This is a genomic window from Aeromonas sp. S8(2024), from assembly GCF_041403085.1.
Lineage (GTDB): Bacteria > Pseudomonadota > Gammaproteobacteria > Enterobacterales > Aeromonadaceae > Aeromonas > Aeromonas dhakensis.
In genome coordinates this window covers 827,524-847,581 of the sequence record NZ_JBGLRF010000002.1, presented here as the reverse complement: position 1 = coordinate 847,581, position 20,058 = coordinate 827,524, and the positions used below count along the sequence as shown (strand labels likewise).

The window sequence follows — 20,058 nt, the reverse complement described above, 5'->3', positions numbered from 1 at the left end:
ACGATATGAAAAGAATCACCCCGCAGTGGCTCCTGGCGGGTTTGCTGGCACTCGGTTGCCTGCCGGTCTGGGCCAAGAGCGATGCCCAGCCGGCGGCCGATGCCGATCCGCGCCTGCAGGTCGAGGCCACCCTCGACCAGAAATTCGATCAGGGCAAATACTCCCCCAAGGGGGCCGATACCTGCCTCAAGTGCCACGATGCCGACTCGCGCAAGCCCGCCACCGGCATCTTCCACAATGTGCACGGCAACCTCGGCAACCAGAACGGGCCGATGGCCGACAAGCAGTGTGAAGCCTGCCACGGCCCCGCCGGCAACCACCCGCGCAATCCCCGCAAGGGACAGCAGCGGGAACCCATGATCACCTTCGGCCCCGACTCGCCGGTGCCAGTGGAGAAACAGAACAGCGTCTGCCTCTCCTGCCACACCGATACCCAGCGGATGGGCTGGCATGCCAGCGCTCACGCGGTGGAGGATCTCTCCTGCACCAGCTGCCACAGCCTGCACCAGGTCAAGGATCCGGTGATGGACAGCAAGAAACAGGTGGAGACCTGTACCAGCTGCCACGCCCAGCAAAAGGCTGATCTGCACAAGCGCACCAGCCACCCCATTCTCAATGGCGAGCTGCCCTGCTCCAGTTGCCACAACCCGCACCAGTCGCAGAACGAGGCCAGCCTCAAGCAGCCCAGCCTCAACGAGAGCTGCTACGAGTGTCACGCCGAGAAACGGGGCCCCTTCCTGTGGGAACACGAACCGGTGACCGAGGATTGCTCCCTCTGCCACAGCCCGCACGGCTCCATCAACCAGGCGCTGCTCAACAAGCGGGTGCCCCAGCTGTGCCAGGAGTGCCACAGCGTGCCCCATGCCAACGTCTCCATCCCCGAGGGGGATCTCAAGGTGCGTGGCGGCAGTTGCCTGAACTGTCATAACCAGATCCACGGGACCAACCATCCCAACGGTCAATCACTGCGGCGCTGAGGAGAGAAGTCATGAAATACTCAACACTTTGGCTCTCCCTGCTGGCGGTCTGCTCGGCCCAGGCGGCCGAGGAGCCGCTGGCAGTCGGGGATTACGCCCTGCAGCAGAGCAAACCGGCCAAGACCGAACGCTGGAGCTGCAAGTCTTGCGAGCGCGATGAGGGCTGGTTTGGCGAGGTGGGGCTGGGTGCCGGCTATGCCAACGACGATGGCGCCACCCGCTTTCGCAACTGGGTGCCCAGCCAGCAGGACAGCGGCATGCTCGGCATCTTCAACGCCGACCTGCAATACCGGGGAGAAGGCTCCCGCTACGGCAGCCTGGAGGTAAAAAACCTCGGCATGGAGCGCTTCAGCCTGGCGACCGAACAGGGCCACTACGACGGCATGCGCGCCCGGCTGGGCTACTCGGAATCCCCCTTCTACTGGAACAGCCACGGCCGTAGCGTCTATCAGCCGGGCGAGAGCCCGCTGACCCAGGGGTCGCTGGCCGAGTTCGACAAGGAGGTGGTGCGCAAGAAGCTGACCGCCGGGCTCGCTTATACCCCGAAGAGCCCGTGGCGCCCCTACGCCGATTTTTCTCATGAGAAAAAAGAGGCCACCCTCGCCTACTACCAGTCGAGCGTGCCCGGCATCGGCAGCGGACCAGGCCTTTTGCCCAAGCCCGTCGACGGCAGCTCGACCACCCTGGTCAAGAGCGGCGTCAGCTACCTGGGAGAAGGCTGGCTGGTCGATCTCGCCTACCACGGCTCCCTCTACCGTACCGATGACACGGCGCTCTACTATGGCAGCGTCACCGATCCTTACGCCAACGAGCGCGCCTACGAGCCGGACAACAACTTCCACCAGCTGAGCCTCTCTGGCCAGTACAACTGGGACCGGCAGAGCCTGACCGGCCGCGTGCTCACCAGCCAGGCCACCTCCAACGGCAGCCTGACCGCGTTTCGCAACGCCCCCATCACCCAGGATGACTTCCACGGCGAGGTAAGCACCCTGCAGGCCGATGCCAAGTGGGTAGGCCGCTTTGGCCGGGATCTCACCCTGCGCGCCGGCGGCGAGTATCGGGACCGCAAGGACAAGTCCGATGAATACGCGGTGGTCGGCAAGCAGCGCGGCAAGAGCGATCGCACCCGCAGCAAGGCGGATCTGGCGGCCGACTACCGGCTCAGCCGCTCGGTCAAGCTCACCACCGGCTATCAGTACAAGGCCGATCAGCGCGAGCAGGCCGACCGGCAGGACACCGACGAGCACACCCTGTTCCTCAAGGGGCGCTACCGCCCGGCCGGGGCGCTGCAACTGGGCGGCAAGCTCGCCTGGAGCACCCGCAACGGCTCGGACTGGCGCCACGACAGCGCCGCTGGCAACGGCAGCCCGACCTTGCGCCAGTTCTATCTGGCGGACAGGGACAGGGTCGAACTCAGGGGGGATCTCGGCTATCAGTTCAGCGAGGGGATGGATGCCCGCCTCGAAGGGTGGTGGGCCAGGGATGACTACAAGGAGCCGGACATAGGGCGCAGCGAGGGCAAGGATTATGGCCTCGACCTGACCCTCAACCAGCAGTTCGACGACAACCTGAGCGGCCACCTGTTCAGCAACCTGCAGTGGATCACCTCCAGCCAGAACCACGCCTACACAGGCGCACCGGACTGGGATCCCTACAGCACGGCGGTGCGTGACGAGATCACCACCCTCGGGCTCGGGCTCACCCAGAAGAAGGCGTTTGACCGGGATCTCGAGCTCGGGCTCGATTACAGCTTCGCCTATGGCCGCGGCAAAACCGACGCCAGCAAGGGCTATGACTACCCGGATCTCACCAGCAAGCAGCACCGGCTGGAAGGCTACGCCCTCTATCAGCTCACCAAGCAGCATTCGCTGCGCTGGGATGTGCGCTACGAATACTTCCAGGACGTGGATTACCTCTACACCGGCGAAGAGCGCAACCTTGGCAACCTGAACCAGGACTACAACGGCTACTTCACCGCCGTCTCCTGGCTCTACAAGTTCTAAAGGAGTCACCGCTCGAACTGAACGCCGCCAGCCCGACGCGGTAGCGGTCACATCAACAACAAGGGGAGCACTGGCTCCCCTCTTTTATATCAGGCCAACCTGCACGACATGAGTGCCAACCTCATTGTCTGTACACAGAGCGGTTCAAGCACGTAACGAGAACCCGCTACCCGTCTCACTCAAGGGCCAGCAGTGCCGACAGTGTGCACCATTCATCTGCATATACCCTTCTTAAAAAACGCCCTCTGAGATGAAACAGAAACCTCATGACCAGGCCGGCATTTTTCTGTTTGGCGAGGAGCGCCTGAATATCGTGCCACAGGAGTTCACTCTGAAAACCGGACCAGACGGGAGGGACAGGTGAACACCCATTCGTGCAACAGATTGGGGCAACCCATTCAAACAACACGCACTCCACATGTACCAGCAGAAAATGTCTCGCGATGGAGGCGATGTGCGCATAGTCCACTTCGTTGTCAATGAAGATGTCTGACAAGGCCTCGTACAAATCCTGAGCTGTCACTTGATCTGCCAACGTGCCGCCCCCTCCCTCTGCAGATAGACAGACTCGGCTCCACCCAACCGAAGCCGTTCAGGAACAGAGGAACACGCTGACAGGCTTCAAGCAACAGAGAAATGAAACACAGGCTGGCAGTCTCATCACGGCTTCACCGGCCAGGGCTACACCGCCTGCAGCTTGAAGTTAAACGTGGCGACACATGAAATAAAACTGCGTGGACAAAATGTGGACATTGACCAAAAACAAAAAGGCCGCTATTGCTAGCGGCCTTTCGTAAGTCTTTGATTGCTTTATTCAATAACTGGTGCCCGAGGCCGGAATCGAACCGGCACGACGCGAACGTCGAGGGATTTTAAATCTGATTCAGCCCCATGAGAAAACAAGCACTTACATAAAAATCAAAGAGTTAGTAAACCAATGAAGGCCAAAAACGACCACCCATTTAAAATTTTGTCGCCACTTTGTCGCCACTTTTACTGTGTCTTTGGCGAAGGTGACTTATTACTTTCCACATGTGTTCCACATACATCTACTTTAAGCTTTACTTCACTCAGCGGAAATATCTCAGCCTTTTCCCCATTCCAAATGGCAATAGAAGAAGTTGATGATGTAATATAGAACCCTTTCGTTATTTCCTTATCGTCGAGGGAAAACACCTCATATATTTCAGTATCACCATTACATGATACCGTTGCACGTTTGACAATTTCTTTCTTAGCAATTTCTGCTCCATAAGTAACTGCGGAAGCAGGAATAATCATGCTTATATAAGCTAACATCCATATAATCAAAAATTTTCCAATGAACAAAAGAATACTGTAGGCCCTATAGTCATTATATTTCTTTGTGTACTCTCTCATTTGACGAGACATAGTGGGAGATCTTCTATGTGTCGTAACTGGGGGAATAGGTGGAGACAACCTTGCCATTATTACTAGGAGACCCCCGAATGAGATAAGTGCGTACTCCCCCCAAATCAGAAATTGACGGGCAAGTAAGGGCCAGTTGTAATTACCGTTATTATGTATTTCAGAAAATGAATACCCAATAATTGAAATATTTAATAATAAGACATCGTAAAATCCTTTTGCAAATGTTTCTGGTGACAACCCATATCCATTCAGTACTCCTGTATAGAAAAACTGCCCAGATACAAATAATGGTATTGCCAACAAAACACATGCAACAAATAGTGCATCAAGCTTCAATTCCCACTTAATCATAAGTTACATCCTATAACTGAAAAAACTTAAACCGTACCTCTTTGCATACTACCTCAAAAGCGCCAAGGGATTCAATCGCACCGCATCTTCAAGGTGATCTGGGGCGAAGTGGGCATAGCGCATGGTCATGGCGATGGTGGAGTGACCCAAGATCTTCTGCAGCACCAGGATGTTACCGCCGTTCATCATAAAGTGGCTGGCGAAGGTGTGTCGTAGAACGTGGGTATTCTGCCCAGGGGGCAGCTCCAGCCCAGCCCGTTCGACCACCATTTCGAAGGCTCGATAACAGTCACCGAACAGGCGGCCGCGCTTTCTGGGCAACTGGGCATAGAGTTCAGGACTGATGGGCACGCTGCGGCTTTTCTTGCTCTTGGTGCGAGTGAAGGTGATGCGGTTGGGGGATACCTGAGACTGGGTTAATTCTTCCACCTCAGACCAGCGTGCACCGGTGGCGAGGCAGAGTTTAACCACCAACAGCAGATCAGGGTTTTGACTCTCGGCGCAAGCGGCCAACAGGCGCTTGAGTTCGTCAGGGTAAAGGAAGGCAAGTTCGGCCTCGGCCACCTTGTAGGCTCGCAAACCATCAAGGGGATTTTCCCCCTGCCACTCCCCTAGCCTTTTCAGCTCATTGAACACCGCCCGTAGGTAGGCATGTTCCCGGTTAACCGTATTGGGTGTGACGCCCTGCTTCTCCTGGTTGACTGCGCGCCGATCGGTGATATCGCCCGAGAGGCGAGCTTCACGGTAGGCGGCAAAATCGCGAGCGGTGAAGTTCACCGCCAGCGGATCTCCCAGGGAATGGCACACGGTCAACAGCTTGGACTTGCGGGCCTCGCCATCACGCAGACTCTGACCATGGCGACCAAACCAGAGTTCGACCAGATCGGAGAGATGCCGGCCATCGGTCGGTTCTCCCTGCCCTTCCAGCCAAGGCTTGCCCTTGTCCGGGTCCAGCACAAAGCGCTCGAACGCCAGTGCCTCGCCCCTAGTCGCAAACTGCTTGCGGATCCGTGGCACGTTGGGATTGGCCTTGCTCGGTCGCCCCTCCGGGTAAATCTCAGCCAGCCACTTGCCTGATATTTGTTTTCTTACTGCCATAGCCCTCTCCCAAAACCACTGTTATTATATACAGCAATTGGTCGTTTTTGGGGATGTTTGGTTAGGCTTGAAGCAAACCTGTACAAAGAGTTCCAACCGAAACAAAATGACGAATAGATAGCAACTGAATTTGTATACACAACTTAAAAGATCATTCATTTCAAATAGTTGAACTGCATTGAATCAGGAGCATAGTTCTCCTCGATGGCAGCGCGAAAGCTTGGTATAATGCCGCCGCTTTTGAAATCATTAGAAAGACTTGGGGTAAAGTTTGAGCATTAAAGCAGTTGATTTGTTCTGTGGCGCGGGCGGTTTGACACATGGCCTGATCAGCGCAGGTATTGAAGTCGTAGCCGGTTATGACATAGCCGAGAGCTGCCGCTTTGCCTACGAGCACAACAACAATGCCAAGTTCATCAATCAAAGTGTTACCGAACTAACCGCTGATGACATTGCCCAACACTTTGAAGGGGCGGAATACCGGCTGCTTGCTGGCTGTGCACCTTGCCAACCCTTCTCCACATACTCAAGAACAACCACCCGCACAGAAAAGGACGAACGTTGGGACTTGTTAAGTAGCTTTGGTCGCTTGGTAAAAGAGGTTATCCCAGAATTCGTTACCATGGAGAACGTACCAGGGCTCTTGGATCAGCAAGTATTCAAAGATTTCGTCAGCCTTTTAACGCAGCATGGCTATCATACCGACTACCGTGTTGTTTACTGTCCAGACTATGGCATGGCACAGACACGCAAAAGGCTAGTTCTCGTTGCTTCTCGGCTGGGGCAAATTAGCCTGATTGAGCCTACCCACAAACCGGATAGCTATATCACTGTTGCTGATGTGATCGCACATTTACCACCAATTGCAGCTGGCGAAAGCCATCCGCATGACCCATTGCATCGGGCCTCGATTTTGAGCCCCATCAATTTAGAACGTATTCGGGCATCTACTCCCGGCGGCTCTTGGTTAGATTGGCCTGAAGAACTGCGTGCTACCTGCCACACCAAAGAATCTGGAAAGACCTTCCCCAGCGTCTATGGCCGTATGAAATGGGATGAGCCCTCCCCTACCATCACGACTCAGTGCAATGGCTTTGGTAATGGACGGTTTGGGCATCCAGAACAAGACCGCGCAATCAGTCTAAGAGAAGCTGCAATGCTGCAGTCTTTCCCCTTGCATTACCAATTCGTGCATAAAAATGAAAAATTCACTATCTCATCCTTGGCAAAAATGATTGGTAATGCAGTACCTGTTCGCTTGGGTGAAATTGTGGGTATGAGCATATACCGTTCAATCCCTATGCATTCTCTTTCACCTTGAAACCCTGATTGGTTATAAATTCACCATAAATATTTATAACCACCTCAAGGTATTTTGTTACCGCATCAATTAACACCCTAAACTCTTTGGCACTGTGGTACTCACCACACTCAGCAAATGAAATGTTCCCATGGGCCAATTTGTTACGAAGAACTTTAACCGTTCTAATTGGCCCCATTTCATCCATAAATGATTTTTCCACCGCCTGCCGTATAGCTTTGGGTAGACTGATTTTTATCCCAATATTTTTACTGAATGCTGCTATTTCTTTCGCATCCCAATTTCCTCCTCCTCCTTGGGGTAACCTCATTGCAAAATCATTAAATCCCATCGCAACTTTTAGTAATTCTATTTCTTTGTCCAATCTTTTTTCATATGTCAGATGAACATGTGGTTCAGTTGTAAATTTAACAAATAGTTTCCTCATAGAGTCAGTTAATTTTTTAATATCATCGACATGCTCTGTTGTATGCCTCTCTATGGCATCAATTAATTGTGCCATTGTAGATTCAACTAGATTGTAAAGATGAAGGTATATCGATGAATACATTATTTTTTGCTGAGTAACTGACACTTGATATGGTGTCCCATTAACATCAAAAGACGCACCTCCAGAACCTATAGCAACTTCTACATTCTGAACGAAATCAAAGTACGCCTCTATTTCATCAATACGATCTTTAAATGTTGTCCTGACTAACTCCATCATCAGGCCTCATTTATCAATGCATTCTTTATGAAATTAATACGTCCAGAAAGTAATTTTTTTGCGTTAGCACCATCTGAACGAATAACATCAGTGAACTCTTTACTATTCAAAATTTCTGTTGCCCGTACATTAGGGACAACAAGATTTGGCCGCTCTTCTAACGCAAGATATGATCCTATAGCTATAGCCTCATATCGAGTTCTTGGCGTAGTTTTTGCGCCAGCAGATTTTCTAAATCCAAGTTCAAATGTTCTCTCAACGAAATCTAACATACGTTGAAAACGCTCACGATAGCTGTTCTCTAACTCGGGATGTTCCTCAAATCTTGCATTCATGTTTTTAATGTAATTAAAAATGAATGGACGAACATTATCTTTATATTCATCTAACCCATCAGAATATGCAAAGAAACGAGAAATAAGTTCCTCACGCTCCCTTTCTTTTGCCTGTTTAGGTGTAACAGGAGCGAGTGAGATGAATTTTTCGTTTTCTTTTAATCTAGCAATAAAATCAATAAATGGACCACGCAGCGCGCCTTGACGAACCTCAGCAGAGTTAGCAACCTTGCTACCTGTATTTATCCGTTCAAACAAATCTATTCTTGCTTCCAAATCCGTGTCTTCTGACAAAATAATTCCACGAATTGATTTGTTCAGCACTTTCCTTTGCCTAGATAATGACAAATCACTAAACTTAGTATCATTTAACATTGTCAGACGTTCGAGTCCTTTCAGGACAAGTTTATTACTAAGATACTCCTCAAGGGTTCTCAATCTCTGAGAGCCATCCACGACCTCTAGTATACCAGAACTAGGTTCTGTCCAAAAAAACAAAAAAGGAATCGGTAAACCAATCAAAAGAGACTCAATGAATTTTGATTTTCTAGGTTGGTCCCAAGTAAAAGCACGCTGGTAGCTTGGAACTTCATATTCTCCACTCGCCATCTTTTTTGCTAAAATTTCAACAGTATATTCTGATGTATAAAAATCAATTTTCTTAGAATATTCCTGTATTTGACTCTCAGCTAATGATGCGATACTTAACGACATGAAATATTCCTTTTAATATATATTAGCCTATTACTGCTTTTAACTTATCAACTAACGCACAATTTGCCGTTTTCTAAATGACCGGTGTTCTACCATCACACCGATGATCTGGATGTGTTGTCGATCGGAGTGCATGGTGGGGTAATCGTCGTTGAGAGGGACCAGTTCAAACACCTCTTGGCCGTTCTCGTCGATGCCGCGGGGTCGGTACTTTTTGAAAGTTGCCTCGTTGCTGCCATTCTTGGCGACGACGTAATCCCCGGGTTGCGGAGCTTCGTCGGGATCAACGATGATCAGATCCCCCTCTTTGAACTGCGGCAACATGGAGTCACCACGCAACCAAAGACCAAAGCCAAAGGGGCCGATCTCACCGCTTGCAGATACGAACTCAACATTGCCATCGAAGGTAGTGGCCTGCTCACACATCTCGCGCCAGTTGCCCGCTTGGACATAGCTTAGTATCGGGATCCGTTTGCCAGGCAGCATTACCGCCGGTTCGACGTTGTGATAACCAGGAATAGGCTGTTCTTCAGCTAGCTCAGGTGTATCCCCACTCCCTGTCAAAAGCCAGTCAACAGTTACCCCCAGCGCTTCGGCCAAATCGTTCAGATAACGGCCTTTAGGCTGGTTCAGGCCAGATTCCCACTTACTGATTGAAACGCGGGTAATCCCGATTCGCTTAGCAAGTTCGTCTTGGCTCATTTTCTGCGCGCGTCTGCGTGCAGATATCCGGTCATTGATAGTTTCCATAAACCTAAGTTACCACCCCGCACCGTAACTAAAGCAACGAAACCGCTTGATCTCAAATCGACCCTTAAGTTACATTCACCTCATCCCGACACTTATGGAACGGAAAGAGAGGTGAGTAATGCAAAAATCTGAAGTGATAGAGCACTTCGGCACGGTAACAGCAACCGCGAAAGCACTGGGAATTTCACATGTAGCTGTCAGCAAGTGGGCTGAAAAAATCCCGAAGGGCCGAGCCTACCAAATCGAAGTACTGACTGGCGGCAAATTGAAAGCTGAACAGACTCAAACTGCGCAAGGAAGCGCGTAACTTAAGCAACAGGAGGCACTCATGATCATAGCCCCTATCCACATAGACACCCCGGTTTGCACGGTCGAGAGCTTCTCCGAACGGACCGGTTTGACCCAGCGCACGATCGAGAACTACGTGCGTGCCGGGCGCATTCCCATCATGCCCAAACAAGGCCGCGCGGAAAAAGTGCTGATCAACCTGGTGCTCTACACCCAGCAAGCCATGAATCAGCCGGGCCTGGCACCTGCAACGGCGCCAGTGCGTCGTCCCAGAGTGTCGCGCAAGCAGAGGGATGAAAGCCATGTTTGAGCAAACTTGCAGCAAACATCATCACTTTGACTCTGCATGCTCGCGCTTTGCCGCCAGCCATTCTTTGGCCGAAGTGGCCCGCGCTGCAGGTATCGGTGAGCAGGTACTGCGCAACAAGCTGAACCCGGCACAACCGCATCAACTCACCGCTCGGGAACTGGTAGCTATTTATCACGCCACCGAGGGGGACGAGACCCTGTTCGATGGTCTGTTGTTGGAGTGCGGCCTCACTGCAGTGGCTATCCCCAAGGCAGAGCGAGCCCCTTCCCTGCCCCACCAGGCTATCGATCTGAACGCCAAGATCGCCAGCATTGGCCAGCGAGCGCTGGAGCTGACCGACCGCGGCCGGATCACCCGCTCGGAGCGCAACACCCTGGTGAGCGTGGCCACCTCGGCCATGGGGTCACTCGCCATCCTGATCCACGACATTGAGGCCCGCTTTCAGGCTGTGCCGACCCTGGCCTGTGCGTCAGACATCCTGATGCAAACCATGACCATGTAAGGGGGAACCCATGCACACCCAACACATTGACCATCAACAACGCAATCTGGCTGGCCTGACGCCAGAAGAACAAGTGGCCATGAACACCGCCGGCTGCATGTTGCTGCGCGAGATGTTCGGCAAGAAGCGCTCGAGCCTCGATACCGACTGGCTGGCACTGGGCCAAGCCAAAAAAGCGGCCATCTGTGCCATCGCTCGCCAGCCTCGGGGCGAACTGATGAGCGCCACGCTATCGGCATTACCGCATGCGCAGCGCGAGGCGATCCGCCTTGCCGTGATTGCACTGGAGTACCAAAGCGAATTTCGCGGCGGCTGTGACACCAAGGTATGGCACCCGGCACCAGTCACCAGATCCATCAGGGATATCGAGAGGGAGAAGAAAGAGAGAGCAGCAAAGCTGCGCATGAAGCGTGCGGTGCTGGCAGCAAGCCAGATGACCGGGCAAGGCCCACGTCCCATTGGGCAATAAAAAAGCCCGCATTACGGAGCGGCAACTCCAAGCGGGCCTCTATCAACAACGTATGAGGAAGTCGACATGGCAACTTTAGCGATCCCCTGCGCCCTGCGCAACCTTCGCATCCAACAACGCAAGCTGACGGGCCGCTATGGCGCCCGTCTTAGCCAACACCCGGACGGGGTTGCGCTTATCGAGCGATCAACCGCACTGGCTTGGGCTTCTCTGTTCAGCCGCATCAACCCCTGCACCACTCAACAAGGAGCCTGACCATGAATGCACAACCGACCCAAATCAACCTGCTCAACCACCATGCCGCCAAGCGCCTGCGCCAGTTGCGGGAACAGCTGAAGCTGAGCCGCCCCAAGTTTGCCGACCAGCTCGGCATTCCGCCCACCACGCTCAAGAACTATGAGCTGGGATACCGTGAGATCGGGGGCGGCCTGTTCCTGCTGATCGCCAACCACCCTGAGCTGAAACGCCATGTCGATTGGCTGCTGACCGGCATCGCCACGCCGGAGGTGCAGGCATGAGCAAGATCTTCCATCCCGTATCCGAGCAGGAGGCGCTGGCCGAGTTGCCGCGCCTGCGCCAGCGGCTCACTGCCAAAGCACGACACGCTCACCAATATCGAGGCACAGAGGGTAAATCCCTGATGGCCCAGGCAAAGCGTGCCCTGCGCTGGCACCAGCTGTTTGTCAGCATCAACCGGAGGGCCTGCCAATGAGCGACATCATCAAGATTGCCCGCCAGGCACCCAAGGTGGTCGAGGGACTGCTGGCCGATATGTTTGCCGCCAATGCCGAAGATAACCGCATCGCCCTGGGCGGGGTTTACTCCGGCCAGCAGTACATCCAGCTGCAGCTGGTTGCGACCAGCAACCCGGCTGATCTGCTCGATGATGACGGCGACGAAGACGATGAAGAGGCTGCACCACTCCCCGCACACAACCAGCTGACCACCCACTGGCTGGCAGCCCGCGCCGAGTTTATCGCCGCCGGCGGTGAGGCCAGAGGCAATCGGGATATCCCCCGGGAGCTGCTGGCGCTCGGTGCGGTGCGCTCTGTCTATTGGCTGGCGCTGGGCCAGGGGGCAACCGCGCTGGCCAAAGAGATCGGCGAGTGGTGGCAGGAGTGCGCGCCACTGCATGGACAAGGTGAGGTGATCAAGTGACTCATCACCTGCAGCAGGAACTGACCAGCCAGATGTATCGCTGGCAAGAGACCTATCGGGAAGACGCAGCTCGGCTGCGTCTTTATCAACGGGAGCTGGCCCATGCGCGCCGGCTACCTGCCCGCCCCCACGTCAGCATCAAGCTATTGCTGCGTCAGTGCGCGGCCGCCCGTCGAATGAAAACCCATGCAAAGCAGCGCATCAGTGGATGCCTGTTTCGCATCAAGACGTTATCCGCTTAACGCATGACCAAGCTCACCACCCGGCTGCCGCTGTCGAGAAAAGCACAGCTGCAGCGCGTCAATACCCTTTGCAACTCTCTGCCCGGCGTCAACTTTGACGCCGTTTTCGGCGGCCCACGCGGCCAATACGATCTGCTGTGGGCTATCCAGCTGCTCGATGGCCTCTCCCCCGAGTTAACCCGCGACCTGTTCAAGCAGTATGCACGGCGCCGCAAGGATTGCAGTTTCACCCATTGCCGGGCGGCCAATATCTGGCTGCGTGAGCGCACACGCTGGGTGCGCCAGCTGCTCCACTCCATCCCGGTCAACCCAAGGGAGATGCGCGATGAAGACGGCCGCAAGAAGGTGGCCCACCAATTCGCCAACCAGACCGCAGCTATTTACAAGAACATCGAACAGGACATCAAAGAGGGCGCCGAGCCGGATCTGCTGCAAACCTGGGAGCTGATGCGCCAGCCGGCCGATCAGTGGGGCTTTATCGGCAAGATGCCCAAGTTCAAATCCGACGAGGTGCGGGATAACTGGATCCTGAGCGTGCTGGTGCGCCTGCTCTCTGCCAAGTGGTGGGAGAAGCGCGTCAACCGCTGCTGGGACCGCCTGCAGGAGCAGATCAATATTCTGCTCGGCAAGGTACGCAAGGGGGTGTCGGCTTATGTATCGAACGCCACCATGAAGGTGGTGCGCGAACGCAAGCGGGCCATGATGCGCTGGCTGGCCGAGTCGGAAGTGGTCAACGAGCAGTATGACCTGGTCGTGTCGATGAAGGATTGCTGGGAGGCCAGCAACGCCAACCCGGTGAACCGCCGCAACGAAATGATGGTGCGTGCTCGGGGGTTCAATGACTATGCCGAGGAGCAGGGTCATGTGGGGGTCTTCTTCACCTGGACAGCCCCGAGCCGCTTTCATGCCTGGACACAAAAGCACAATGGCAAAGCGGTAGAGAACAAGCGATATCAAGGGGCCACGCCGCGGGAAACCTGCGCCTATCTGGCCAAACTATGGAGCCGCGCCAGGGCCGCCCTCAAACGGTGGAACGCGCCCGTTTATGGATTTCGCGTGTGCGAGGCTCACCACGACGGCACCCCGCACTGGCATCTGCTGCTATTTATGCGCCCGGAAGATCGCAACCGGGTGATCGGCATCCTGCAACGTTATGCCCTGACCGATGACCACGAAGAGCTGGTACGGGATATCAAGGGCTGCCCACCCTTTACCGACTTTACACCCCGCTTTGACTGGAAAGAGATAGACCCGGCCAAGGGCGATGCCGCGGGCTATATCGCCAAATACATTGCCAAGAACATCGACGGCGCCTACCTGGACGACGACGAAGAGGCTGGCACCGCCGCCGATGAAGGCGCCCTGCATGCCGTCGCCTGGGCCAGTTGGTGGGGCATTCGCACCTTCCAGCAGATCGGGGGCGCCCCGGTCGGGGTATGGCGCGAGCTGCGCCGCATCAGCAATGCCAAGAAGCATGCCGAACTGGTTGGCCCACCCAAGCCAGTGCTGCAAGACCCACGCTTTGAGGCGGCCCGCTTTGCCGCTGATAACGGCATTTTCCGCTGCTATCTGCACGCCATGGGCGGCGCACTGGCCACCCGTGCCGAACACCCCATCAAGCTGGCCCACCTCATTGAGGAGCAAGCCAACAGCTATGGCGAAGACATCAAGCGCCTGATGGGCATTACCTCCGCTCGCCTGGGCATCAAGACCCGCCTGCAAGGGTGGGAAATTGTGCCTGCCGGCACCCATGAAGCCAGGAAAGCCGCCGAGGCTGCAGCGAGGGGGGTTGGGGTTAAGACGGGCGACAGCCCGGCACCTTGGAGCTCTGACAATAACTGTACGCGGCCGGATCCAGAGGCTTTCGCAGACCAGATCATGAGGGAACAATGGGGGTTATCACCCTTCTCTATCGGGCGTTTACGGTCAGGAGCCAGCGTAAGGTCTGACGGTTTCACCCTCTGGCTTGAGAACGGGCAGGTGCAGTCGAATTGCTCGCTACCAAGCGAGCCGGATTGGATGCCAGAGGACCAAGGGCAAATAGAACAGAGCATGCCGGATGAATATGCGGTACCGGAAGGCGATACAGACTGGCCGATGCTGGTTGAGCTATGCCGCGAGGTCTACCAGGCACAAGGCCATGCTGGAGCACACCGATGGATCGAGATACTGCCGGAGCCCTATCAGTCAGAGATGTGGCGAGAACTCGTGTTGCTAGAGTTAGACCGGCTAGAAAAAGCGCATCAGAAAAATGCGATGCACCTCACTATTTGAACATGGTTGCAGTACCTTACAATCTCACCTCCTTCCATCCAGCCCCCACCTCGAAAGAAGATAAAATTGCGGGCAACTTATGCAGTAAGACAGACAGCACAAAACACAGGAAAATAGCTAAATTTTAGTCTGCAATGGCTTGCATTTTGAGTCTGCTGAGTGATAATCACGCTTAACATATAAGTTAATTATGAGGGTTGTGTGCAAACATGGATCGTAGGATGACACAACTCGCATGTGACCTAGCTGAGCGTGAAGAAGAACTTGATGCCAAAGCAACTGACGCACACACAGAAGAAGTGCCTGACGTACCCGTAAATCATGACGTGACAAAGGGGCAAGGTCCTCATGGACTAAAAAAAACGTATCAGGGCGTAGTGTCAAAGGTCGTACATTGCGAGGGCTCTTTCGAATCCCTATCTATTGCTTTGGCAAGAGTCATGAAGCAGAAACGGGCCTCCCTTATGAGAATGATTATCCTCCAAATTGAGCGGTTGGCATCTGGTGAGAGAATGTCGAAGGAGAACTTCCCCCCGGAGGGGGATCTTCCCAATCAGATAGGGCAATCTAGGCGTAGATCATTTTACGCGCTGAAAAAGCTACCAATAAGAGCATATTGTTGGCATTCAGATACAAAACCCAAAACGTGGTATATTAGCCATTACATTTATAAAGATAAAGATAAGTTAGACACTAAAGATACAAAAATTGTTCACAAAAATTGGCAACGAATTGAGGTAAATGGCGATGACTCATGATGAGATGCTCTCTAAAGAATACAACTCATCCAGTGTAGCTGATGAAAGAGCATATCAGAGGGATGAGCTTATTTATAACGTCACTGAGGATATTCTTGTTCTGCTTGAGGATATGAATATCAGCAAAAAAGAACTTGCTCGTAGGCTTGGTAAAAGTCAATCTTACGTCACTCAAACTCTGAGTGGCTCTAGAAATATGACTTTGAGTTCTCTTTCTGATATTTGTTATGCCCTTGGAAAGAAAGTTGGTGTGAATATAACCAATTCTAAAGAGGTAAATGAAAAATATTTTGAGCCTCATAGAATGACTGCATTCACCATTAAGGAATGTGATATTCCAAATGCTTCACGTGATAATTTTATCATAGGATATTATTACTACTCAAGTTTAAGAAATATATTACAAAAGGATCTCATTGTTGAAAATAATGTGAGAGAAAAGAAGACTTTGTGGCATAGTATAGAGCGAACCGTAAGCTTGAACATGGCGCCGGATTGGCGCCATGATGATATCAATGAAATGATAGATAATGTTATTCATCGACCGGAGGCTCGTCAGTGGCGTAGAGAGGTAGCTTAAATGAATGCACTTTTAAAAAAAGCCATAGACAATCTTCATGTGGTTTCAGTTAACCTGCGTAGCATAAATGCATATATACATGATCACATTGAGGATTATGACTTTTCGGCTTTGGAAAAACAGGGATACAAAGCTGTAAACAAGATAAAATTAGTGCAGGCAGAAGCTCCGTCTGAACATGACAAATCAATCAGCTGGTTTGAGTATCACTTTTTCTATTCTACTGGTGTTAGGCTAGTTAAAATAGCTCACGAGAAAGAAGAAAATTCAGATGATGATACTGCAGTGGAGATAACAGCAACATTTACTGCCATATATAAATCTGACATACAGCTTGAAAAAGAGTGTATCGAAGCTTTTTCTGAAAATAATGTTGGCTATCATGTGTGGCCGTATTGGAGAGAACTGGTACAGTCCTATTGTGCTAGAACCTCCATACCCTTGATTGAGATCCCCCTTTACATTTGCAGTACAGAAAAAGAAGAACAGTAGATAATCACACTATTTTTCAATTAAGGCGCTCAACTGAGCGCCTTAATTACTAATGATTTTAAGGAGACCATGTCTTAACGCCCACTCAGTCCTTGCAGCACCAACTGCCGTCCTTCTGGCGTGAGCGAGCCCATCAAGCTCAGTACCAACTGGTTGGTGGTCTTGGCCGAGGGGCTTAGGGTGTGGGCGAACGACAAGGTGGCCACCCAGCTGTGACCACACTCGGCATCGGTGCACTGGCAGTAGAGATCCGAAACATCATCGCTCAGTCGGTTGGTCTTGGTAATGCGGCCCCGCTGGCCACACACTTTGCAATAAACCCGCATTACGCCCCCTTTTCTATCCAAATCAACGGCCTATCTTGCCACAGCAAACACTGTTTGTTTATACAGTTGAGCCAATATTCTCTCGAAAATCGACCCAGAGGGAGCGAGGGAGTCCCGCACTGTTGATGGCATCCTGGATAAGCTCGCACAGCGGCAGCACCTCGTTGCGGGCATAGGTCGCATCGTACTTTTCGGGATCCCCAAGCCCTCCCCCGCCATTGGTCGGAATGATGCCGGCCAGCGCCGCCGGGAAGCGGTGGCTGGTCAATACATCCTGGGCGGTGATCCCCTTGATGGCCGCGAACTCGTCTTTGGTGGCGATATCCCCCACCGGTATCAACTTGATGCCATCGGGCTTGCCGTCCGGGATGTTGACGAACATGGAGCGGAAGTTACCCACTCCCTTACTGCTGGCGATCATCTCCTTCATCTCCTCCTCGGTGTCGTCGTCCATGTTCGGGTCGGTGGCGTAGAAGATGAAGCCCATGTGAGCGCCGTTGAGGAAGTATTTGCGCCGAAACAGGGTGGCGTCCTGGTTGAGCAGGGCCGACTGCAGGCCGCCCAGGTAATCCGGCATGCCATAGACCTGCTGCTCGGGGTCGTACTGGGCCAGCCAGATCACATCATCCGGCCGGTAAATCAGGTTCGGCTTGCCCTGCTGCAGGTAAATAAAGCAGCCATCCTCCCGCCGGCGCAGATAGACACTGGAGAGCGGGTGCAGCCCCACCACCTGGCCAAAGCTGTTGCGCAACTTGAGCAGGCCCGCGTCCCCGAACTGCAGGTAGTTGTGCACGAACGCGGTGATGGTGCTGCGCAGGTTGGTAAAGCGGCCGGCCACCATGTTGCGCCGAGCCATCAGGATAGCCCCATGGTGGGCGTTGGCCCGTGCCACCTTGGCCAGCCCCTTGCGATCGATGGGAGGCTGGTAGTATTCCCCATAAGGGTTGAAGAACACCCCGGTGTAATCGGTCATCCAGGCCGTGGGGTCGATGGCCTCCGGCATACTGAACACCACCGAGGGCCGGGGGGATGAGGCGGCCGCCTGGGCCGGTTGTTGTGTCTGTCGCTTGGTCATGCTGCCTTCTTCTCCTGGCTGGTTGCCCAGGTGGATTTACGTTTGCGGGTGGTATCGAGCGGCTCGTTGGCCACGGCGTGGGCGATGGCAAAGAACACGTCTGCGTGTCCGGTCACATTGTCCCGAGCTGCCCGGAACGTCATCTGACCGCCGCCGGTCGTGCTGCGCTTGATGGCAAGGAACGCCAGTGGAATATCCCGATCAGAGCTGTCCCACTCGATGCGGTTCGCCTCCACCACATCGATCATCTTGAGGACCAGCCGCGATTTGCTCTCGATGCTGTAGTTGATGGGGTGGCACACCCCTTTGAACTCCGGTTTCAACAGGTCATAGACCCCTGAGCCAATGCCGGACACATCAACTCCGAGATAGGTGACCCGGAACTTCTTGGCGATGCGCACGATCTCCTGCGCCTGAAACTGGAAGTTGAGCCCGCGCCAGTAGTGCTTTTCCAATACACGAAACCGCTCACCGGCGACCATGGGCGGGGCAACCACCACCAGGGTGGCGTTGTCGCGGGTGCGGCTCGGGTCGTAGCCCATCCATACCTCACGCCGCCCGAACGGGTCAGGCCGCCCGGGCTTGTAGTCTTCCCAGCGGCTCGGGTCCACCCCTGCCCGCTCCATATCCTGGAACTTGAACACCGACAACGCATCATCGATAAACCGGCACATGTAGAGGCGATCGAACACCTCCTCCGGGTACTCGTCTTTAAGCTCCTCGATGTCGATGAGGTGGCAGCCGAGGCGTATGGCATCCTCAATGGTGATGACGTAACGCCACTGCCGATCGGGGCAGATACGGCCGCCGTCGCGCAGGTCATCTTCCCCCGGGAAGTCGATCGCCACCCGGCTCGGGCGCTGACCCTTCCAGCGATCCCCGGTCCAGAACCGGTACGCCTCGTGCACCTTGCTCGATGGCGTCGAAAAGTAGGTCTTGCGCCAACGGGATTGCGTTGCCATGGCGCTGGCCACGTCTGAGAGCTTCTCGAAGTTGGGGATCCAGAAATACTCGTCGATGTAGACGTTGCCAGAACGGGACTGGGCGCTGTTGGAGTTGGTGGAGCAGAAATGCAGCTCGGCCCCATTCGAAAGCACGATGGGGTTACCGGTCAGGGTGACACCGAGGAAGGTCTGAGCAATCTTGCAGATGTAGGAGCGGAACACCTCTGTCTGGGCGCGGGTGGCGGACAGGAATATCTGATTACCGCCAGTAAGAATGGCATCTTCCAGCGCCTCGCCGGCGAAGTAGTAGGTCATGCCGATCTGGCGAGACTTGAGGATGTTGCGGGTACGCGGCAGCGCCGGGTCGTTCTTGGCCTCCCGACAGCGCAGCTGATAACCGAACAGGGTACCCAGCCACTCAGCAAAGTCATCGGCCGTCAGGTGGCCGACTTCGTTCTTGGCCTTCTTGCCGCCCTTGCCTTTGCGGCCGCCCCCATCCTGACCACCTCTACCACGCCGAGGCGCCTCGGCTGCAGGTTCATCGCCATGCTCGCGCCGGTCGGCCAGCGCCTGCTGGCGCTCGGCCCATTTGATGGCCTTCTCTTTGAGGCTGACATGGTGGCCGATAAGCCGGTCCAGCTCGTCCAGCTCGGCGCTGGTTTTCTTCTCTCGCCCGAGCAACGACTGCACCCGGCGGGCGATGGCATCCTCTACCGCTTCTTCGGTCAGCAGGTCGCGCCAGCCGAGCTTTTCGGCCCAGTAGTAGATGATGCGACAGGAGTTGAGCCCCAGTTCGTCCTTGATCTCCTGGGGTGTCCATCGTTTAAGGTAGAGTCCCCGCGCGGCATTACGGATCTCTTCGGGATACGCCACGGCGCCTCCATCAGGTGAATGATGGCGCCATCATAGCCAGCCCCCTTCCCCCTCTTATCCCACTGATGTTCTGAGCAATTCGGATATCCCGCTGGATCCGAATCCCGCCGAACACAA

Annotated in this window: 25 protein-coding genes; 16 read left to right on the top strand and 9 right to left on the bottom strand. The window is 54.1% G+C overall.

From position 1 onward, the window contains the following. Window positions 1-5: 5 nt before the first annotated feature. Window positions 6-977 carry a DmsE family decaheme c-type cytochrome gene (locus ACB031_RS08510; RefSeq protein WP_201892024.1) on the top strand — a complete coding sequence of 324 codons (972 nt, stop codon included), beginning with the start codon at window positions 6-8 and terminating at the stop codon, window positions 975-977. 11 nt (window positions 978-988) lie between these two features. After that, window positions 989-2,980 carry an MtrB/PioB family decaheme-associated outer membrane protein gene (locus tag ACB031_RS08505; protein ID WP_371139376.1) on the top strand — a complete coding sequence of 664 codons (1,992 nt, stop codon included), beginning with the start codon at window positions 989-991 and terminating at the stop codon, window positions 2,978-2,980. Window positions 2,981-3,155: 175 nt separating this feature from the next. Here the strand turns inward: ACB031_RS08505 and ACB031_RS08500 are convergent, their stop codons facing one another. The 3 genes from ACB031_RS08500 to ACB031_RS08490 all read right to left on the bottom strand — a co-directional run bounded on the left by ACB031_RS08500 (window position 3,156) and on the right by ACB031_RS08490 (window position 5,821). Further along, window positions 3,156-3,515: a hypothetical protein gene (locus tag ACB031_RS08500; protein WP_371139375.1), complete on the bottom strand. Its 360-nt coding sequence runs from the start codon at window positions 3,513-3,515 to the stop codon at window positions 3,156-3,158. A gap of 458 nt (window positions 3,516-3,973) precedes the next feature. Beyond that, complete coding sequence (locus ACB031_RS08495; protein ID WP_371139374.1) at window positions 3,974-4,723, bottom strand: hypothetical protein; 750 nt, start codon at window positions 4,721-4,723, stop codon at window positions 3,974-3,976. Window positions 4,724-4,771: 48 nt separating this feature from the next. Next, complete coding sequence (locus tag ACB031_RS08490; protein ID WP_371139373.1) at window positions 4,772-5,821, bottom strand: site-specific integrase; 1,050 nt, start codon at window positions 5,819-5,821, stop codon at window positions 4,772-4,774. A 271-nt stretch (window positions 5,822-6,092) separates the two neighbouring features. On the opposite strand from ACB031_RS08490, the gene ACB031_RS08485 reads away from it, so the two are divergent. Next, window positions 6,093-7,142: a DNA cytosine methyltransferase gene (locus tag ACB031_RS08485; RefSeq protein ID WP_371139372.1), complete on the top strand. Its 1,050-nt coding sequence runs from the start codon at window positions 6,093-6,095 to the stop codon at window positions 7,140-7,142. Here ACB031_RS08485 and ACB031_RS08480 read toward each other — a convergent pair. From ACB031_RS08480 to ACB031_RS08470, 3 genes are read right to left on the bottom strand one after another with little or no spacing between them, the layout of a single operon-like run. Beyond that, entirely contained in the window at window positions 7,120-7,851 is a 732-nt protein-coding gene (locus ACB031_RS08480; RefSeq protein ID WP_371139371.1) for an MAE_28990/MAE_18760 family HEPN-like nuclease, read from the bottom strand. The two genes, ACB031_RS08485 and ACB031_RS08480, sit on opposite strands and share 23 nt — an antisense overlap. Next, window positions 7,851-8,900, bottom strand: a complete 1,050-nt coding sequence (locus ACB031_RS08475; protein ID WP_371139370.1) for a DUF262 domain-containing protein — start codon at window positions 8,898-8,900, stop codon at window positions 7,851-7,853. Before ACB031_RS08475 ends, ACB031_RS08480 begins: the two co-directional genes overlap by 1 nt. 51 nt (window positions 8,901-8,951) lie before the next feature. Continuing rightward, window positions 8,952-9,650: a LexA family protein gene (locus ACB031_RS08470; protein WP_371139369.1), complete on the bottom strand. Its 699-nt coding sequence runs from the start codon at window positions 9,648-9,650 to the stop codon at window positions 8,952-8,954. A gap of 118 nt (window positions 9,651-9,768) precedes the next feature. Between ACB031_RS08470 and ACB031_RS08465 the strand changes: the two genes are divergently transcribed. The 13 genes from ACB031_RS08465 to ACB031_RS08405 all read left to right on the top strand — a co-directional run bounded on the left by ACB031_RS08465 (window position 9,769) and on the right by ACB031_RS08405 (window position 16,723). Continuing rightward, complete coding sequence (locus tag ACB031_RS08465; RefSeq protein WP_041915415.1) at window positions 9,769-9,957, top strand: Cro/CI family transcriptional regulator; 189 nt, start codon at window positions 9,769-9,771, stop codon at window positions 9,955-9,957. Window positions 9,958-9,978: 21 nt separating this feature from the next. Further along, on the top strand, window positions 9,979-10,248 hold the full coding sequence (locus ACB031_RS08460) for a hypothetical protein (protein WP_058056134.1): 270 nt from the start codon (window positions 9,979-9,981) through the stop codon (window positions 10,246-10,248). Continuing rightward, window positions 10,241-10,750: a phage regulatory CII family protein gene (locus tag ACB031_RS08455; RefSeq protein ID WP_029299976.1), complete on the top strand. Its 510-nt coding sequence runs from the start codon at window positions 10,241-10,243 to the stop codon at window positions 10,748-10,750. Before ACB031_RS08460 ends, ACB031_RS08455 begins: the two co-directional genes overlap by 8 nt. Window positions 10,751-10,760: 10 nt before the next feature. Further along, complete coding sequence (locus tag ACB031_RS08450) at window positions 10,761-11,219, top strand: hypothetical protein (protein WP_371139368.1); 459 nt, start codon at window positions 10,761-10,763, stop codon at window positions 11,217-11,219. Between the two features lie 66 nt (window positions 11,220-11,285). Next, window positions 11,286-11,474 (top strand): hypothetical protein, encoded by a 189-nt coding sequence (locus tag ACB031_RS08445; RefSeq protein ID WP_041213699.1) that lies wholly within the window; start codon window positions 11,286-11,288, stop codon window positions 11,472-11,474. Between the two features lie 2 nt (window positions 11,475-11,476). Then, window positions 11,477-11,737, top strand: coding sequence for a DNA-binding transcriptional regulator (locus tag ACB031_RS08440; RefSeq protein ID WP_024943315.1), 261 nt, complete (start codon window positions 11,477-11,479; stop codon window positions 11,735-11,737). Next, window positions 11,734-11,931 (top strand): hypothetical protein, encoded by a 198-nt coding sequence (locus ACB031_RS08435; protein ID WP_139433684.1) that lies wholly within the window; start codon window positions 11,734-11,736, stop codon window positions 11,929-11,931. Before ACB031_RS08440 ends, ACB031_RS08435 begins: the two co-directional genes overlap by 4 nt. Beyond that, complete coding sequence (locus ACB031_RS08430) at window positions 11,928-12,377, top strand: hypothetical protein (protein WP_371139367.1); 450 nt, start codon at window positions 11,928-11,930, stop codon at window positions 12,375-12,377. The genes ACB031_RS08435 and ACB031_RS08430 overlap by 4 nt, the downstream gene beginning before the upstream one ends. Then, the gene (locus tag ACB031_RS08425; protein ID WP_159157142.1) at window positions 12,374-12,619 is read left to right on the top strand and encodes a hypothetical protein; all 246 of its coding nucleotides are present in this window, start codon (window positions 12,374-12,376) and stop codon (window positions 12,617-12,619) included. Before ACB031_RS08430 ends, ACB031_RS08425 begins: the two co-directional genes overlap by 4 nt. Before the next feature lie 3 nt (window positions 12,620-12,622). Next, a complete protein-coding gene (locus tag ACB031_RS08420; protein WP_371139366.1) occupies window positions 12,623-14,893 on the top strand; it encodes a replication endonuclease in 2,271 nt (756 codons plus the stop codon). Between the two features lie 221 nt (window positions 14,894-15,114). Continuing rightward, a complete protein-coding gene (locus ACB031_RS08415) occupies window positions 15,115-15,651 on the top strand; it encodes a hypothetical protein (protein ID WP_371139365.1) in 537 nt (178 codons plus the stop codon). After that, a complete protein-coding gene (locus ACB031_RS08410; RefSeq protein WP_371139364.1) occupies window positions 15,635-16,231 on the top strand; it encodes a helix-turn-helix domain-containing protein in 597 nt (198 codons plus the stop codon). Before ACB031_RS08415 ends, ACB031_RS08410 begins: the two co-directional genes overlap by 17 nt. Continuing rightward, on the top strand, window positions 16,232-16,723 hold the full coding sequence (locus ACB031_RS08405) for a hypothetical protein (protein ID WP_371139363.1): 492 nt from the start codon (window positions 16,232-16,234) through the stop codon (window positions 16,721-16,723). Between the two features lie 74 nt (window positions 16,724-16,797). Here the strand turns inward: ACB031_RS08405 and ACB031_RS08400 are convergent, their stop codons facing one another. The 3 genes from ACB031_RS08400 to ACB031_RS08390 are packed head-to-tail and all read right to left on the bottom strand — an operon-like array spanning window position 16,798 to window position 19,941. Continuing rightward, a complete protein-coding gene (locus ACB031_RS08400; protein WP_371139362.1) occupies window positions 16,798-17,049 on the bottom strand; it encodes an ogr/Delta-like zinc finger family protein in 252 nt (83 codons plus the stop codon). A gap of 58 nt (window positions 17,050-17,107) precedes the next feature. Then, window positions 17,108-18,124 (bottom strand): phage portal protein, encoded by a 1,017-nt coding sequence (locus ACB031_RS08395; protein ID WP_371139361.1) that lies wholly within the window; start codon window positions 18,122-18,124, stop codon window positions 17,108-17,110. Beyond that, the gene (locus tag ACB031_RS08390) at window positions 18,121-19,941 is read right to left on the bottom strand and encodes a terminase large subunit domain-containing protein (protein ID WP_371139360.1); all 1,821 of its coding nucleotides are present in this window, start codon (window positions 19,939-19,941) and stop codon (window positions 18,121-18,123) included. Before ACB031_RS08390 ends, ACB031_RS08395 begins: the two co-directional genes overlap by 4 nt. Between the last annotated feature and the right edge of the window lie 117 nt (window positions 19,942-20,058).